The following is a 14,645-nucleotide window of genomic DNA, read 5'->3' on the forward strand; positions in this document are numbered from 1 at the left end:
GGGGCCACCGGCCGTGAGCTGCCCACCGGGGAGCGGCCCGGGACCGCACCCGGCTCGGCCGGGTCCGGGCGGGGAGCCGTCGGGCCGGGTGCCGGGGAGCGACGCCTGCTGGCCGGCTGACCCGGTGCGAGGTGGGGCACAATGCCGGGGTAGAACCCTGAGGAGAGGACCGCCGTGCCCGCCAGCGAGCCGACCATCGTCGCCACCAGCATGGGCTTCTTCAGCCGCCGTCGCGGCCCGAACGACCTGCGCCCCGGGCCGGTGTTCGAGCTGGCCGCCGAGCTGGCCCAGGCCGGCCCCGAGCCGCGACTGTGCTACCTCGGCCAGGCCGTCGGCGACCGGGACGCCTCGATCGCCGCCGTTCACGCGGCGTTCGCCGGCACCCGGTTCCGGGCGTCGCACCTGGCGCTGTTCCCCATGCCGAACGTCGACGACGTCCGGGCCCACCTGCTCGCCCAGGACGTGATCTGGGTCGGCGGCGGCAGCGTGGCCAACCTGTGCGCGGTGTGGCGGGTGCACGGCCTCGACGAGATCCTGCACGAGTGCTGGCAGGCCGGGGTGGTGCTGGCCGGGGTCTCCGCCGGCTCGATCTGCTGGCACCTCGGCGGCGCCACCGACAGCTTCGGCCCCCGGCTGCGCGGCTTCACCGACGGCCTGGGCTGGCTGCCGTACGGCAACGGGGTGCACTACGACAGCGAGGACCAGCGGCGACCGCTGATGCACGCGCTGGTCGCCGACGGCACGCTCCCGACCAGCCACTGCACCGACGACGGGGTCGGGCTGGTCTACCGGGGCACCCGGCTGGTCGAGGCGGTCGCCGACCGCGAGGGCGTCGCGGCGTACGAGGTCGCCCGGTCGGGGGACGGCGGGGTCCGGGAGACCCGGATCGAGCCGCGTCTGCTGAGCTGACCGCAGACGGCCGGTGCCGGCCGCGTAGACTGGCCGCCCGTGAGCCTCACCATCGGGATCGTCGGCCTGCCCAACGTCGGCAAGAGCACCCTGTTCAACGCGCTGACCAAGAACGACGTGCTCGCGGCGAACTATCCGTTCGCCACGATCGAGCCCAACGTCGGCGTCGTCGGGCTGCCGGACGAGCGGCTCAACAAGCTGGCCGAGATCTTCTCCTCGCAGAAGGTGCTGCCGGCGCCGGTGTCGTTCGTCGACATCGCCGGCCTGGTCCGGGGCGCCTCGAAGGGGCAGGGCCGGGGCAACGCGTTCCTGGCGAACATCCGCGACGCGTCCGCGATCTGCCAGGTGGTGCGGGCCTTCTCCGACCCGAACGTGGTGCACGTCGACGGCAAGGTCTCCCCGGCCGACGACATCGAGACGATCAACACCGAGCTGATCCTGGCCGACCTCCAGACCCTGGAGAAGGCGCTGCCCCGGCTAGAGAAGGAGGCCAAGCTCCGCAAGGACCGGGCTGCCGCCGTGGCCGCGGCGCAGCAGGCGGTCCAGGTCCTCGACGGCGGCACCACGCTGTACGCGGGCGCCGCCGCCGCGAAGATCGAGCTGGAGCACCTCCGCGAGCTGCACCTGCTCACCACCAAGCCCTTCCTGTACGTCTTCAACGTCGACGAGGCCGAGCTGGCCAACGCCGAGTTCCTCGACGAGCTGCGTGCGCTGGTCGCCCCGGCCGAGGCGGTCTTCATGGACGCCAAGATCGAGTCCGAGCTGGTGGACCTGCCCGAGGAGGAGGCCCGCGAGCTGCTGGAGTCGATCGGTCAGGCCGAGCCCGGCCTCAACCAGCTCGTCCGGATCGGCTTCCGCACGCTCGGGCTCCAGACGTACCTGACGGCGGGGCCGAAGGAGTCGCGGGCCTGGACCGTCCCGGTCGGGGCGACCGCCCCGGAGGCCGCGGGGGTCATCCACTCCGACTTCCAGCGCGGCTTCATCAAGGCGGAGGTGGTCTCCTTCGGCGACCTGGTCGCGGCCGGATCGATGGCGGCGGCGAAGTCGGCCGGCAAGGTCCGCATCGAGGGCAAGGAGTACGTCATGCAGGACGGCGACGTGGTCGAGTTCCGCTTCAACGTGTAGTCCGGTCGCGGTCCACCGTCTGATCTTCAGGCCGAGCCCTCGCGCCGTGCCGGGCATCCGGCCCAGCGCCCAGGTGGCCCGGCACCGCCGCCGTGCGGACGGCCGGATGCCGTACCCGATCTGGCCGGCGGCGGTTCAGCCGCCCGGGCAACGGGTGTCGCCCCCGCTGTGTTCGTGGCATCCGGGCACCGGCGCCGGCGGTGGGGGCGGCGGGTTCAGGTCGCGGTAGGCGTGCGCGGCCAGCGTCAGCGCCGGGACACCGAGGACGACGGCCAGCACCAGGAAGACGATCGCGGTGCGGGCCAGCCGCATCCCGTACGCCACCGCGGCGATCACCGCCGGCCCGGTCGCCGCCAGCAGGAGCGCGGCCATCACCGCCTGGGACATCTGGCGGCCCAGGTACTCCATCTCGCTGCTCGGGGAGGAGGACGAGGTGCCCCACCGTTCCATGCCGATGGCGAACCACCGGTAGATGAGCGCGAGCAGGCCCCCGACCCAGAGCAGCGTCAGGAGCCCGACGACGGGACCGCTGTGCCGCGCGGTCGGGGTGGGGGTGGAGGACGCCATGGTGCCCAGCCTGGACCGGAACGCCCCCGAGGGCATGAGTCGGCGTACTCAGCGGACGAGCCGGGGCTTCGGCGTCGTCGGGGCCGCCGGCGCGGCCCGCTTCCGGTGTCCGACTCCGACCGATACGCATTCGTTGATCGACAGGTCAGCGAACTCGCTGCATGATGACCTGATGCGAACTCGGCTGCTCTTCGTCCGACACGGTGAGTCGGTACACCAGGTCGAGGGGGTGGTGGGCGGCCCGCACGGCTGCCGGGGACTGACCGAGGTGGGACACCAGCAGGCGGGCAGGCTGGCCGGGCGGCTCGCCGACGAACTCGCGGTCTCCGGCCCCGTGGCCGTCTACTCCTCCGTGCTGCGCCGGGCGGTCGAGACCGCCTGGCCCATCGCCTCGGCGCTGGGCGTCAGCCCGGTGGCGGACTGCGGGCTGTGCGCCTGGCACACGCCGCCGTACGCCGACGGGCTGTCGACTACCCGGTTCCAAACCGACCACGCGACGGCGGGCGGTGGGGTGTTCCGGCCGTTCGAGGAGGGCAACGAGACCTGGGCGGAGCTGATCGTGAGGGTCAGCCGCGCGATCATGGACATCGCGCACCGGCACCGGGGCGGCACCGTCGTGCTGGTCGGGCACACCGAGACGGTCGAGGGCTCCTTCCACGCCCTCGCCGCCCAGCCGATGTTCCGGGCGTTCGACGTGGCGGTGGCCCCGGCCTCGATCACTGAGTGGACCACCGACGACGACCCCACCGGCTGGCCGCCGGCCCGGTGGACCCTGCGCCGCTTCAGCGACGTCTCCTGACGCCCGAGTCAGCGACACTCACCCCACCCCACCTGCCGAGTCGCGATGTCGGACAGTTGTCGTCGCGTGCCGACGGTAACCGTCCAAGGTCTCCGCTAGGGGCGACTAAAGCGGCGGGGGCGACAGGCGGCGGGGGCGGCTGCGTGTGGTTGGGTGTCTGCGTGGAGCTTGAGTTCGACGGTGGCGGGGTGCGGTTGGCGGCCACGCTGGACCTGCCGGTCGGCCCGGTCCGGGGCGGGATCGTGGTCCTGCACGGCGCCGAGGCCGGGCACCGGTCGTACTTCTGCTACGAGCATCTGGCCCGGCTGCTGCCCCGCGCGGGGATCGCGGTGCTGCGCTTCGACCGCCGGCCCCGGCTGGACGGCCACGACGTTCCCCTGGCCGACCAGGCCGCCGACGCGGCGGCGGCCGTCGGTGTCCTGCGTCGGCAGGTCGGCGACGTGCCGGTCGGGCTGTGGGGGCTGAGCCAGGGCGCCTGGGCGGCGCCGCTGACCGCCGCGCTCCGTCCGGGCCTGGTCGCCTTCCTCGTGCTCGTCTCCTCCAGCGGGGTCAGCCCCGCCGCCCAGATGCGCTACGGCACCGCCGAGCAGCTCCGCCTGCACGGCTACGGCGACGTCGACCTGACCGAACTGGGCCGGGTGCGGGCCACGATGGAGGCGTACCTGCGGGGCGACCTCGACCGTGCGCCCGCGCAGGCGGCCATCGACCGGGCCGCCGAACGCCCCTGGTTCCCGCTGGTCTACCTGCCGCGCGAACTGCCCGACGAGCCGGGCACCTGGCGGGACATGGACTTCGACCCGGTTCCGGTGTTCGCCCGGGTGACCTGCCCGGTGCTGCTCTTCTACGGTACGACTGACGCGTGGGTCCCGATCGACGCCAGCGTCGCCGCCTGGCGGCGGGCCGCCGCCGGAGCCGCCACCCCGCCCACCGTCTGCCGGCTCGACGGCTGCGGGCACTTTCCCACCCTCGGCGAGGGCGAGGATCTCGACAGCATCAGCCCGCAGTACGCCGCCACGATGCTGAGCTGGCTCGACGCCCTGCTGCCCGCCGGTTAGGCGTGTTTCGAGGTGCGGGAGACGCACGGCCACGTCTCCGGCGGCAGGCAAGCGCCATCGCCCCCAACCGAAACCGACCGCTGCCCTGACGACGAGCGGAGACCTACCAGCTCAGGAGCCTGCCGGGGCCGGGCGGTCTCCCGGGAGCCACCGGCGATCGTCCAGGAGTGCAAGATCGTGCTCGATCCACCGGGTCAGGTGCGGCGCAGCGCGTCCTCGACGCCGGTCTCCCGGCTGCCGAGGTGGGCCGGGTCGCGGCCCGACAGCAGGTCCACGGCGGCCTTCAGGCAGGCGCCGTACTCGCGGGTGGAGCTGATCCGCCACGTCCGGTCGTACTCGCGGGCGGTCTCGTCGCCGACGCCGCTGGCGTCGACGCCGAGCTGCCGGCACACCGCCACGGCGCGGGGCAGGTGGAAGGACTGGGTCACCACCGTCGCCCGCTCCACCCCGAAGATCCGCTTCGCGCGGGCGCACGAGTCGTACGTGTCGAAGCCGGCGTAGTCCAGCACCACCCGCTCCGCCGGCACGCCCTGGTCGAGCAGCCAGCGCCGCATCGCGGTCGGCTCGTCGTAGTCCGGGTTCATGTTGTCGCCGGAGAGCAGGACGGCGCGTACCTTGCCGGCGGCGAGCAGCCGCCGCGCGATCTCCAGGCGGGCGGTGAGGAACGGCGAGGGAGTCCCGTCGGGGTGGACCTTGGTGCCCAGCACCAGGGCGACCGGCGCGTCGGGGACGTCCTGCTCGGCGAAGATGTGCCCCTCCGCACCGCCGCGGATCCACTGCACGCTGGCCACGGTGCCACCGGTCAGGAGCACCGCGCCGACGAGGGCCGCGACGACGGCGCGGCGCAGCCAGCGCGTACGCCTGCCGCCGGCCGGGCGCAGCCGACGGATCAGAGTGGAGAGCCGAACGCGCATGGGGCAAGTATCCCAGGGCCGCCAACAACCGATCTTGCCCGCCGGTCGTGTCCGGCCGCTGCCGGCCCGCGCCTGCCAGGTTGCCGCAGAGCATCACCATGACGAGGTGGATCAGGGCGTGCGATTCCTGCGGAAGACCGGCGGGCTACGCAACACCTGCCTCACATGGGGTGTGTTCGGGGTGGGGGTCTGGGCGGCGGCGCAGGCGAGAGAGTCCAAGTCCGGCCACCATTGGCCCGACACCGTCTCGTTCTACGAGATCCTGGCGTACCTCATGGTGCTGCTCGCCGGGGCGGCGTGGGTGTCGCTGCTGTGGCCGTTCCGGCTCGACGTCGACGCGGACGGCCTGACCGTCCTGGCGAGGGGGTCCACCACCGTCCTGCCGTGGGCATCGGTCGAATCGATCAACGTCGTCAAGGTCGGGGAGGGATGGACGCATCCGCCCCTGGAGATCCGGCTGGCCCCCGGGACGCGGCTGGGGGGCCGCTGGGCCACCAGGAAGAACGGCCAACGCGTCTACACCCTGTTGGACCTGGACGATTTTACGGTCCCGCCGGAGGAGGTGCTCGCCGTGCTCCAACGGCACGGGGGAAGCCGGATCGACGCGGAGGACTACCTCCGCCACCGCAACGGCAAGCGGATGGTCGCCGCGTGGCTCGCCGACCCGTCCGTGTTCGACCGCTACCGGCCCTCGGGCTCCGACGAGGGCGATCGCTGATCCACCCGTGGCGGCGGCGGTGCCGCCGGCGGGTCAGGACGGTGGGCGGGTCAGCTCGACCTCGTCGCCGGGCAGGACCTCCACGTCGCCATCCGGGCCGCGCACCTCAAGGACCGGTACGCCCTCGTCGAGCTGCATGGCCCGGCGCTCGTTCACGCTGGGCACCCGCGCGATCACGGAAGCTCCCGGCGGCAACTCCACCCGCCGCCGCTCAGGTGCCTCCCGGACGACGCTGCCCCTGCTGCGATTGGTGGTGACGAGTCCCTCGGAGCGAAGGACCGAGATCGCCATGCGGACGGCGTCACGTCCGATGCCGTACTCCTGCGTCAGCCGGGCTTCGCTGCCGACGGCCGAACCCGCCGGCAGGGCACCGGATTCGATCCGCTCCCGCAGCAGGTCGGCGAGCTGCACGTAGACGGGCGTGTGAGAACGCGGATCGATGGTCATGGCATCAGCGTGATGGCCTCGTGGCCAGGGTGGCTTGTGGCTATGTGGCTATAAGGCCTTAATGCCTTAAGGGCATTACGCTTATGGTTCCAGTTGCATTGGGTGTCTGGGCGGAAACGCTGAGGTGCGCCGAGTTCGACCGAATGACGCTGGTCCGATGCGGGGAGGGGTGGTCGGTGGTGCGGGGTTTCTTCAGGTGGTCCGGCGGGCCGGGGTGGGCGTCGTGGAGGCGCGGGGCGTCGCCCTGCCCGCGCTCCTCGACATCGGTGTCGCTGCTGCCCTGGCAGGTGCGGACGCAGCGGTTCCGGTCGGCACGGTTCGGCCGACGTGGCCTGGACCCGGGGGAGGTGCAGGCGTTCATGGACCGGCTGGCCACCGAGCTGGCCGTCCACTACGACGCGCTGCGGGCGTCCCGGCTGGAGACGGCGCGGCTCGGCTCCGAGTTGCGGCGGCTGCGGGCCGAGCAGGCTCGCCGACCCAACGCGGGCCGGCAATGATGGCGGCCCGGGGGCGGTTCGTCATCCACCTGCCGGTGCTCGCCCCGGACCTGGCCGGCGCGGTGCGGCTCGCCCGCGTGGTGGCGCGCTGGGCGGGCGTACTCTCCTCGGCGGACCCGGGGGAGACCACCGTGTCGGCCGAGGACGAGCAGGGCGTACGGCATCGGGTCTTCTGCGACCTGCGCCTGTCGGGCGGTCGGCGCTGCCTGCTCCGGGCCGACCACGACGGCCCCTGCACCCGCCGGCCGAGCCGCTGACCCTCGACGAACGGGTGCGCCGGCAGCGCTTAGCCAGGTGACCACGACGAACGCGGCCACGGCCAGCGCCAGGGCCGACCCGAAGATAACCATCACTGTCGTCATGCAATGGGTGGGGCGTAGTGTCATCGACACCTTTTCGCCTCCGAGGTTAGGACGCGCGATGCCAGTTCCGCAGCGGACGGGCAGGGTTCGACGGGCCCTCTGCCGGCTCAGGCTGCACATCCCGTCCGAGTTCACCGACTCCGACGACCCGTGCCGCCACGAGCGGCGGTGCCGGCACTGCGGGCAGTTCTTTTCCGCCGAGGTGGTACACACGTACGGCCGGGCCCGTAGTGCGACGGATCCCTGCGAGCGGATTGCCGACTGCGTCCGGTGCGGGCACGAGTCGAGGTGGCGCCAGCACAACCGGACTCGTTCCGTGCTGGTGGCTGATCTGCCCGCACCCCAGCGACGGTTTCATTCTCCCGAGCCCTGCGACTACGCACAGGTCTGCGAGGTCTGTGACGAGGTGACCCAGGTTCGGACCGAGCACGACTGGGACCGGGATGAGTGGGGCGGCAGGTGTCGCGTATGCCGGGAACTGTGGCTCGACGACGAGGCTTAGCGGGTTGCGGGCGAGCCCCGCCACCGGCAGGTCGCTCGTGCTCTGCGCCCGGCGAGGGTCAGGAGATGTAGTGCAGGATCACGTTGTGCACGTGGTGGCTCTTCTCCGCGCCCCGGAACTCGACCTCGTACGTGTGCGTGCCGACGTGGATCGCGATCGCGCCGGTGGAGAAGAACGACCCACCCCACGACTTGTTGCTCACCACGCTCACGCTGGTGATCTTCGAGTACGGGATGCTGGTGATCGCGTACCGCTTGCCGACGAAGGACCGGTCCTGGATGATCACGCGTCGGTCGGTGAGGCCGATGAACCCGGTACCGGTGCCCACGGCGTCGTAGACGGAGATGATCTGCTCACCGTCGAGGAGTCCGCTCTGGATCTGCTGGAACTGCTCCTTGCGGTCGTACGTCGCGTTGGCCATGCGTCCCACGGTAGGCAGGTCGCGCCAGCCCGCCCCGCCGCTGTCAGTCGCCCCCGCCCTCCACCGCCTTCTGCGCCGTGCCCGCCGCCCCGGCCAACCGATCCGACCCCGGTCGGCCCCGCCGTGCCTACGTCCGGGCGACGACGACCAGTTCCCCGTCGCCCTCGCCCACGGCCTGCCCGTCCCAGCCGCCGTGGACCCGCTCGACGGTGAAGCCGGCGTCACGCAGGGATCCGCGCAACTCCGCCTCGCTGCGGAAACGCAGGGTCGCCGAGCTGAGCCGCTCCTCGCCGCCCGGGAACACGTAGTGGTGGGTGAAGCTGACCGTCCGGTCGCGTACCCCGGTCACCTCCGTCCAGGCCCGCACCGTCCGGCCGCCCGGCAGGCGGACCGGCCGGGACGAGTCGGTCCGGTTCCAGCGCTCCCACCGCCGCGCCGCCGGGTCACGAGAGTCGAACGCCAGCCGGCCGCCGGGCGCGAGCGCCCGCGCCAGATCGGCGAGGGTACGGTTCCACTCCTCGTCGGTCACGAACACCTGCGCCACGTGGCTGGTCATGACGGTCACGTCGTACGCCCCGGCGGGCAGTCCGGCGGACGTCCCCTCGATCCAGGTGACCCGGTCCGCGCCGGGCCTGCGCCGCGCCGCCGCGAGGGCGGGGCCGGCCGGGTCCACGCCGGTGACGGTGTGCCCGGCGGCGGCCAGGGCGACGGTGAGCCGGCCGGTGCCGCAGCCCAGGTCGAGCACGCGGGCGGCCGGGGTGTCGCCCACCAGCGACAGGAAGAAGTCGTCGTCGGGGCCCCAGGTGCACTCGGCGTCGTAGACCGGCACCAGCAGAGGATCGAGGAACTCGCCGTGCCGCATCCGGGAATGGTAGTGGCGGGGCGCGGACGCGACGGAGCCCCGCCGGGCATCGTCGATGCGTCGGCGGGGCTCCGTGACGAATGTGCTTACCGGTTGGTGCGCGGGTCGTTGTCGTGGGTGCGGCTGCCGGACTTCGCCAGGCCCCGGCTGACCAGGTAACCGATGGTCAGCAGGGTGATGTACCACCAGGCCTTGTCGGCGGCGAAGTAGTCCGCGCCGTTGTTGGCCGCGCCGTCACCGACGGTCTGCGAGGCGATCAGCACGCCGATGACCGCCAGCAGGTAGACGGCCAGCTCGGTGGTCTTCCACGACGGCTTCGTCTCGTCGCCGTGCCGGGCGGCGTGGTGGACGTCGTGGCCCGGGTGCCGGTCGGCGTGGTCTGTCACGTGCTTGGTGCTGGTGGTCGGCGCAGTCATATTAGCTCCCGAATAAATGCGATTCGTCAGGTTGAACCTTTGCGGGAAAGTTGTCTCGTCCCGCACCGATTCATTACCCCTGCACCCTTCGGGCGAAACAAAGGTTCTCAGGAAGCTCTCAGGCGCTGGTGACGGCCCGGTACACGTCCTCGATGCGGGCCGCCAGCAGGACCTCGCCCTCGGTGAGCGGCTCGCCGTCGCCGTGCCCGACCCGGATCTGGGTCCGGTCGTCCCGGCGGCTGATCTCGGGACGCAGGTGCAGGGCGTCGGCGACCACCTTGACCCGCTCGGTGAGCGCGGCGTGCTGGGTGTCGTCCATCACCAGCGTGCGCCGGATCTGTTCACCCTCCCGGGTCCATCCGGTCAACAGGGTCAGTGCGTCGCTCAGGTAGTCGTGCTTGGTCCGCCCCCTGAACAGCACGCGCATCACTGCACCTCCCAGGCGTCGTTGCCGGCTTGTGGCCAAATCGTCGCCGTCCCGTGTCTATGCCGGTGGCTTAAGTCTGTCGTCCGACTGACGGTGTGTCCACGCCCACACTTCCTACTTCTACTAGCCTGGCGGACGGTCACGGTACCCAAACCGCCGATTGATCTGGCACCCTGGATGCCCGTGCAGACCGAACGGGCCAGCGAGGGCGGACAGACCGAACGACAGGAACCAAAGGTGATCGTCGGCGCGGCGATCATCGAGGGCGGGCGAGTGCTCGCCTGCGCCCGGTCCGCCCCGCCCGAGGTCGCCGGGATGTGGGAGTTCCCCGGGGGCAAGGTGGAGCCGGGGGAGAGCGAGACCGCCGCGCTCGTCCGCGAGTGCGCCGAGGAACTAGCCGTACGCGTGGCGGTCGGGGACCGGGTCGGCCGCAACGTGCGGATGGCCCACGGCCGCTCCGTGCTCAAGGTGTACGCCGCCAGCCTGCTGCACGGCGACCAGCCGCAGGCCCTGGAACACTCCGCCCTGCGTTGGCTGGCCGCCCACGAACTCGACTCGGTCACCTGGCTCCCCGCCGACGCCCCGATCGTCGCCGCCCTGCGCCCGCTGCTCACCGCCGACTGACCGGCGGTAGCGGGGCGTACGGGCGAAATGCGGACGGGGGCCGCCGGCGTGTGCCGTGGCCCCCGTCCGTGTCGCCGTGCTCAGTGCTTGTCCTGCTCCGGGTGGGCGAAGTTCAGGTGCTCCGGGGGCAGTGGGAACGTCACGTCGTCGCCGAACGGCGACGGTGCGGCGGCCCGGTCGAAGGTGAGCTCCGTCAGCGGGAGCCTGCCGTTGTCGTCCACGGCCGGGGCGGTCGGCCTCGGCACCTCGCGGTGCCAATTGACGCCGGCCTGGGCCTGGGCCTCGGCTGCCGGGTCGTGCGAGTCGCCCGCGTGCGAGTGCACCCCGCCGTGTGCGGCGTGGGAGTGCACCGCATCGCCGTGCTTCGCGCTGGTCACGAAGGTCTGAGGCACCTGACCCCTCCGAAAGATCTTGTTACCGAGCCACACAAGGGGATCGTACCTGCGGTCGACGACCCGCTCCTTCATGGGGATGATCCCGTTGTCCGTGATCTTGATGTGCTCGGGGCAGACCTCGGTGCAGCACTTGGTGATGTTGCAGAAGCCGAGCCCCTGCTCCGCCTGCGTGTACTCCCTGCGGTCGGTCCGCGCGTCGAGCGGGTGCATGTCCAGCTCGGCGGCCCGGATGAAGTACCGGGGGCCGGCGAAGGCCTGCTTGTTCTCGTCGTGGTCCCGAATCACATGGCAGGTGTTCTGGCACAGGAAGCACTCGATGCACTTGCGGAACTCCTGCGAGCGCTCGACGTCCACCTGCTGCATCCGGTAGTCGCCCGGGGCCACCCCGGCCGGCGGTGCGAACGCCGGGGTCTCCCGCGCCTTCTCGTAGTTGAACGAGACGTCGGTGACGAGGTCCCGGATGACCGGGAAGGTGCGCAGCGGGGTGACCGTGACGGTCTCGGTCTCCTCGAAGGTCGACATCCGGGTCATGCAGCCCAGCTTGGGCATCCCGTTGATCTCCATGGAGCAGGAGCCGCACTTGCCGGCCTTGCAGTTCCACCGGCAGGCCAGGTCCGGCGCGTCGGTGGCCTGGAGCCGGTGGATGATGTCGAGGACCACCTCGCCCTCGTTGACCTCGACCTGGTAGTCCTGAAGGTCGCCGCCGCTCTCGTCGCCGCGCCAGACCCTGAAGTGACGCTTGGTGCCCATCAGTTCCCCGCCTCCTCGGCGTCGGCGTCCGAGGCGAGGGCGTCGAAGTCTGCCAGCTCCTCGTCGGTCAGGTACTTGGCCAGTTCCGCGCGGTCGAAGAGGCCGATCAGCTCCGACCGCATCTTCGGCAGCGGCTTGTGGGTCAGCCGCACGGCGTCGCCGTTCAACGAGCAGACCAGGTTTACCCGCCGCCACATCGGGTCCATCGCGGGGAAGTCCTCCCGGGTGTGCCCGCCGCGCGACTCCTGCCGCTCCAGCGCCGCCTTCGCGGTGCACTCCGAGACCACCAGCATGTTGCGCAGGTCGAGCGCCAGGTGCCAGCCCGGGTTGTACCGCCGGCCGCCCACCGCGCTGACCTTCGCCACCCGCTCGCGCAGCTCGGCCAGCCGGCCCAACGCGTCGGCCAGCTCGCCCTCACGCCGGATGATTCCTACTAGATCCCCCATCACCGCCTGGAGGTCCTGCTGGAGGTGGTAGGGGCTCTCCCCGGTGTCGCGCTGCAACGGCGCGAGCGCCGTCTCCACCGCGGCCTCCACCGCGCTGATCGCCACCTTCGGGCGCGCGGTGAGCTGATCGGTGTACGACGCGGCGTGGCCGCCCGCCCGCTTGCCGAAGACCAGCAGGTCGGACAGCGAGTTGCCGCCGAGGCGGTTCGACCCGTGCATGCCGCCGGAGACCTCACCCGCGGCGAACAGCCCGCGCACGCTGCCGAACGCGGCCCCGGAGTCCGGGTCCACCTCGACGCCGCCCATCACGTAGTGACAGGTCGGGCCGACCTCCATCGGCTCCTTGGTGATGTCGACGTCGGCCAGCTCCTTGAACTGGTGGTACATCGACGGCAGGCGACGGCGGATCTCCTCGGCCGAGCGCCGGGAGGCGATGTCCAGGTAGACGCCGCCGGCCGGCGTACCCCGACCGGCCTTGACCTCGCTGTTGATCGCCCGGGCGACCTCGTCGCGGGGCAGCAGCTCCGGCGGGCGCCGGTTGTTGTCCGGGTCGGTGTACCAGCGGTCCGCCTCCTCCTCGGTCTCCGCGTACTGCTTGCGGAAGACGTCGGGGACGTAGTCGAACATGAACCGCTTGCCGTCGGAGTTCTTCAGCACGCCGCCGTCGCCGCGCACCGACTCGGTGACCAGGATGCCCTTCACCGAGGGCGGCCAGACCATGCCGGTCGGGTGGAACTGGAGGAACTCCATGTTGATCAGCGTCGCCCCGGCGCGCAGCGCCAGCGCGTGCCCGTCCCCGGTGTACTCCCAGGAGTTCGAGGTGACCTTGTACGACCGGCCGACGCCGCCGGTGGCCAGCACCACCGCCGGGGCCTCGAACAGGATGAACTCGCCGGACTCCCGGTAGTAGCCGAACGCCCCGGCGACCTTCTCGCCGTCGAGCAGCAGCTCGGTGATGGTGGTCTCGTCGAACACCTTGATCCGGGCGTCGTACGAGCCCAGCTTCGCCTTGTCCTCCTGCTGGAGGGAGACGATCTTCTGCTGGAGGGTGCGGATCAGCTCCAGGCCGGTCCGGTCGCCGACGTGTGCCAGCCGCGGGTACTCGTGGCCGCCGAAGTTGCGCTGGGAGATCTTCCCGTCCTTGGTGCGGTCGAAGAGCGCCCCGTACGTCTCCAGCTCCCAGATCCGCTGCGGCGACTCCTTCGCGTGCAGCTCGGCCATCCGGAAGTTGTTGAGGAACTTGCCGCCGCGCATGGTGTCGCGGAAGTGCACCTGCCAGTTGTCCCGGCTGTTCACATTGCCCATGGCGGCGGCGGCGCCACCCTCGGCCATCACCGTGTGCGCCTTGCCGAACAGCGACTTCGAGATGATCGCGGTCTTCTTGCCGGCGAGCCGGGCCTCGATCGCCGCGCGCAGGCCGGCGCCGCCGGCCCCGATCACGACGACGTCGTAGTGGTGTCGTTCGATACGATTCGTGGTGGTCATGTCAGGCCCTCTAGTTGATGAACCGCAGGTCGTTGAACCAGCCGGCGGCGACCGCCATGACGTAGAAGTCGGTCAGCGCCAGGGTGCCGAGGGTGATCCAGGCGAGCTGCATGTGCCGGACGTTCAGCCAGGACACGCCGGTCCAGGCCTTGTACCGCACCGGGTGCTTGGAGAAGTGCTTGAGCCGCCCGCCGATGATGTGCCGGCAGGAGTGGCAGGAGATCGTGTACGCCCACAGCATGATCACGTTGACCAGCAGGACGATGTTGCCCAGCCCGAAGCCGAAGCCCTTCGGCGAGTGGAAGGCCAGGATCGCGTCCCAGGTGTTGATCAGCGAGATGACCGCGGCGGCGTAGAAGAAGTAGCGGTGCAGGTTCTGGCCGAGCAGCGGGAACCGGGTCTCGCCGGAGTAGGTCTGGTGCCCGTCCGGGACCGCACAGGCCGGCGGCGACAGCCAGAACGACCGGTAGTACGCCTTGCGGTAGTAGTAGCAGGTGAGCCGGAACAGCAGCAGGAACGGCAGGGTCAGCGCCGCGTCCGGGATGATCCACCAGCCGGGCAGGAAGCGGCCGAAGTGCGAGGCCGCCTCGGCGCACCGCTCGGTCACACAGGGGGAGTAGAACGGGGTCAGGTAGTGGTACTCGTCGACCCAGTAGTTGTCGTGCATGAAGACCCGGACCGTCGCGTACGCGATCCAGGCGCTGAGCCCGACGACGGTGATCAGTGGGGCGAGCCACCAGCGGTCGGTCCGCAACGTCTTCGCCGCTATGGCGGCGCGTGCTCGCGCTCCCCGCGGCCTCGTTGCCGTTGATGTCATTCGAGTCGTCTCCCTGACGGGGCCCTGACGGGCGGCATCATGTTCCGGCCGGCACGCGGACCGGCGAACCTCGTACCCGCTGCCACGTCGCGCGCAAGCCAACGACC

The 14,645-nt window shown here is 71.3% G+C and carries 18 protein-coding genes; 8 read left to right on the plus strand and 10 right to left on the minus strand.

Features of this window, described 5'->3' with window-relative positions; genetic code table 11:
* Window positions 1-174 precede the first annotated feature (174 nt).
* The gene (locus tag ACFYZF_RS03100) at window positions 175-909 is read left to right on the plus strand and encodes a Type 1 glutamine amidotransferase-like domain-containing protein (RefSeq protein WP_387015282.1); all 735 of its coding nucleotides are present in this window, start codon (window positions 175-177) and stop codon (window positions 907-909) included.
* Between the two features lie 39 nt (window positions 910-948).
* Window positions 949-2,034, plus strand: coding sequence for a redox-regulated ATPase YchF (gene ychF / locus ACFYZF_RS03105; RefSeq protein ID WP_387015285.1), 1,086 nt, complete (start codon window positions 949-951; stop codon window positions 2,032-2,034).
* A gap of 135 nt (window positions 2,035-2,169) precedes the next feature.
* On the opposite strand, the gene ACFYZF_RS03110 is transcribed toward ychF, so the two are convergent.
* The gene (locus ACFYZF_RS03110) at window positions 2,170-2,601 is read right to left on the minus strand and encodes a DUF6234 family protein (RefSeq protein ID WP_387015288.1); all 432 of its coding nucleotides are present in this window, start codon (window positions 2,599-2,601) and stop codon (window positions 2,170-2,172) included.
* A 172-nt stretch (window positions 2,602-2,773) separates the two neighbouring features.
* Here ACFYZF_RS03110 and ACFYZF_RS03115 point away from each other — a divergent pair, with 172 nt between their 5' ends.
* On the plus strand, window positions 2,774-3,400 hold the full coding sequence (locus ACFYZF_RS03115; protein ID WP_387015291.1) for a histidine phosphatase family protein: 627 nt from the start codon (window positions 2,774-2,776) through the stop codon (window positions 3,398-3,400).
* 161 nt (window positions 3,401-3,561) lie between these two features.
* Window positions 3,562-4,455, plus strand: coding sequence for an alpha/beta hydrolase (locus ACFYZF_RS03120; protein ID WP_387015294.1), 894 nt, complete (start codon window positions 3,562-3,564; stop codon window positions 4,453-4,455).
* Between the two features lie 194 nt (window positions 4,456-4,649).
* On the opposite strand, the gene ACFYZF_RS03125 is transcribed toward ACFYZF_RS03120, so the two are convergent.
* The gene (locus ACFYZF_RS03125; protein ID WP_387015296.1) at window positions 4,650-5,369 is read right to left on the minus strand and encodes a vancomycin high temperature exclusion protein; all 720 of its coding nucleotides are present in this window, start codon (window positions 5,367-5,369) and stop codon (window positions 4,650-4,652) included.
* A 118-nt stretch (window positions 5,370-5,487) separates the two neighbouring features.
* Here ACFYZF_RS03125 and ACFYZF_RS03130 point away from each other — a divergent pair, with 118 nt between their 5' ends.
* The gene (locus ACFYZF_RS03130) at window positions 5,488-6,087 is read left to right on the plus strand and encodes a hypothetical protein (RefSeq protein WP_387015298.1); all 600 of its coding nucleotides are present in this window, start codon (window positions 5,488-5,490) and stop codon (window positions 6,085-6,087) included.
* 33 nt (window positions 6,088-6,120) lie between these two features.
* On the opposite strand, the gene ACFYZF_RS03135 is transcribed toward ACFYZF_RS03130, so the two are convergent.
* The gene (locus ACFYZF_RS03135) at window positions 6,121-6,534 is read right to left on the minus strand and encodes a GntR family transcriptional regulator (RefSeq protein WP_387015301.1); all 414 of its coding nucleotides are present in this window, start codon (window positions 6,532-6,534) and stop codon (window positions 6,121-6,123) included.
* A 266-nt stretch (window positions 6,535-6,800) separates the two neighbouring features.
* On the opposite strand from ACFYZF_RS03135, the gene ACFYZF_RS03140 reads away from it, so the two are divergent.
* Together ACFYZF_RS03140 and ACFYZF_RS03145 are read left to right on the plus strand one after the other, a co-directional pair.
* Complete coding sequence (locus tag ACFYZF_RS03140; RefSeq protein WP_387015303.1) at window positions 6,801-7,031, plus strand: DivIVA domain-containing protein; 231 nt, start codon at window positions 6,801-6,803, stop codon at window positions 7,029-7,031.
* Entirely contained in the window at window positions 7,031-7,288 is a 258-nt protein-coding gene (locus ACFYZF_RS03145; protein WP_387016035.1) for a hypothetical protein, read from the plus strand. Before ACFYZF_RS03140 ends, ACFYZF_RS03145 begins: the two co-directional genes overlap by 1 nt.
* Before the next feature lie 665 nt (window positions 7,289-7,953).
* Here the strand turns inward: ACFYZF_RS03145 and ACFYZF_RS03150 are convergent.
* The 4 genes from ACFYZF_RS03150 to ACFYZF_RS03165 all read right to left on the minus strand — a co-directional run bounded on the left by ACFYZF_RS03150 (window position 7,954) and on the right by ACFYZF_RS03165 (window position 10,021).
* Window positions 7,954-8,316 (minus strand): PH domain-containing protein, encoded by a 363-nt coding sequence (locus ACFYZF_RS03150; RefSeq protein WP_387015306.1) that lies wholly within the window; start codon window positions 8,314-8,316, stop codon window positions 7,954-7,956.
* A 127-nt stretch (window positions 8,317-8,443) separates the two neighbouring features.
* Complete coding sequence (locus tag ACFYZF_RS03155; protein WP_387015308.1) at window positions 8,444-9,178, minus strand: class I SAM-dependent DNA methyltransferase; 735 nt, start codon at window positions 9,176-9,178, stop codon at window positions 8,444-8,446.
* An 86-nt stretch (window positions 9,179-9,264) separates the two neighbouring features.
* Window positions 9,265-9,594: a hypothetical protein gene (locus tag ACFYZF_RS03160; protein ID WP_387015310.1), complete on the minus strand. Its 330-nt coding sequence runs from the start codon at window positions 9,592-9,594 to the stop codon at window positions 9,265-9,267.
* A 118-nt stretch (window positions 9,595-9,712) separates the two neighbouring features.
* Window positions 9,713-10,021 carry a 4a-hydroxytetrahydrobiopterin dehydratase gene (locus tag ACFYZF_RS03165; protein ID WP_387015313.1) on the minus strand — a complete coding sequence of 103 codons (309 nt, stop codon included), beginning with the start codon at window positions 10,019-10,021 and terminating at the stop codon, window positions 9,713-9,715.
* A 183-nt stretch (window positions 10,022-10,204) separates the two neighbouring features.
* On the opposite strand from ACFYZF_RS03165, the gene ACFYZF_RS03170 reads away from it, so the two are divergent.
* Window positions 10,205-10,645 carry a (deoxy)nucleoside triphosphate pyrophosphohydrolase gene (locus tag ACFYZF_RS03170; protein WP_387015316.1) on the plus strand — a complete coding sequence of 147 codons (441 nt, stop codon included), beginning with the start codon at window positions 10,205-10,207 and terminating at the stop codon, window positions 10,643-10,645.
* 80 nt (window positions 10,646-10,725) lie between these two features.
* Here ACFYZF_RS03170 and ACFYZF_RS03175 read toward each other — a convergent pair whose 3' ends face one another.
* The 3 genes from ACFYZF_RS03175 to ACFYZF_RS03185 are packed head-to-tail and all read right to left on the minus strand — an operon-like array spanning window position 10,726 to window position 14,538.
* On the minus strand, window positions 10,726-11,790 hold the full coding sequence (locus ACFYZF_RS03175; RefSeq protein ID WP_387015319.1) for a succinate dehydrogenase/fumarate reductase iron-sulfur subunit: 1,065 nt from the start codon (window positions 11,788-11,790) through the stop codon (window positions 10,726-10,728).
* Window positions 11,790-13,721 (minus strand): fumarate reductase/succinate dehydrogenase flavoprotein subunit, encoded by a 1,932-nt coding sequence (locus ACFYZF_RS03180; RefSeq protein ID WP_387015322.1) that lies wholly within the window; start codon window positions 13,719-13,721, stop codon window positions 11,790-11,792. The genes ACFYZF_RS03175 and ACFYZF_RS03180 overlap by 1 nt, the downstream gene beginning before the upstream one ends.
* A 10-nt stretch (window positions 13,722-13,731) precedes the next feature.
* Window positions 13,732-14,538 carry a hypothetical protein gene (locus ACFYZF_RS03185; protein WP_387015324.1) on the minus strand — a complete coding sequence of 269 codons (807 nt, stop codon included), beginning with the start codon at window positions 14,536-14,538 and terminating at the stop codon, window positions 13,732-13,734.
* Window positions 14,539-14,645 lie beyond the last annotated feature (107 nt).

This window comes from Micromonospora sp. NPDC001898 (genome assembly GCF_042891255.1).
Lineage (GTDB): Bacteria > Actinomycetota > Actinomycetes > Mycobacteriales > Micromonosporaceae > Micromonospora.

Excerpts from the sequence above, each read along its gene's own strand:
- ACFYZF_RS03110 (WP_387015288.1), bottom strand. The coding sequence starts at position 2,601 with ATGGCGTCCTCCACCCCCACCCCGACCGCGCGGCACAGCGGTCCCGTC.
- ACFYZF_RS03115 (WP_387015291.1), top strand. The coding sequence starts at position 2,774 with ATGCGAACTCGGCTGCTCTTCGTCCGACACGGTGAGTCGGTACACCAG.
- ACFYZF_RS03125 (WP_387015296.1), bottom strand. The coding sequence starts at position 5,369 with ATGCGCGTTCGGCTCTCCACTCTGATCCGTCGGCTGCGCCCGGCCGGC.
- ACFYZF_RS03135 (WP_387015301.1), bottom strand. The coding sequence starts at position 6,534 with ATGACCATCGATCCGCGTTCTCACACGCCCGTCTACGTGCAGCTCGCC.
- ACFYZF_RS03145 (WP_387016035.1), top strand. The coding sequence starts at position 7,031 with ATGGCGGCCCGGGGGCGGTTCGTCATCCACCTGCCGGTGCTCGCCCCG.
- ACFYZF_RS03150 (WP_387015306.1), bottom strand. The coding sequence starts at position 8,316 with ATGGCCAACGCGACGTACGACCGCAAGGAGCAGTTCCAGCAGATCCAG.
- ACFYZF_RS03155 (WP_387015308.1), bottom strand. The coding sequence starts at position 9,178 with ATGCGGCACGGCGAGTTCCTCGATCCTCTGCTGGTGCCGGTCTACGAC.
- ACFYZF_RS03160 (WP_387015310.1), bottom strand. The coding sequence starts at position 9,594 with ATGACTGCGCCGACCACCAGCACCAAGCACGTGACAGACCACGCCGAC.
- ACFYZF_RS03165 (WP_387015313.1), bottom strand. The coding sequence starts at position 10,021 with ATGCGCGTGCTGTTCAGGGGGCGGACCAAGCACGACTACCTGAGCGAC.
- ACFYZF_RS03175 (WP_387015319.1), bottom strand. The coding sequence starts at position 11,790 with ATGGGCACCAAGCGTCACTTCAGGGTCTGGCGCGGCGACGAGAGCGGC.
- ACFYZF_RS03180 (WP_387015322.1), bottom strand. The coding sequence starts at position 13,721 with ATGACCACCACGAATCGTATCGAACGACACCACTACGACGTCGTCGTG.
- ACFYZF_RS03185 (WP_387015324.1), bottom strand. The coding sequence starts at position 14,538 with ATGACATCAACGGCAACGAGGCCGCGGGGAGCGCGAGCACGCGCCGCC.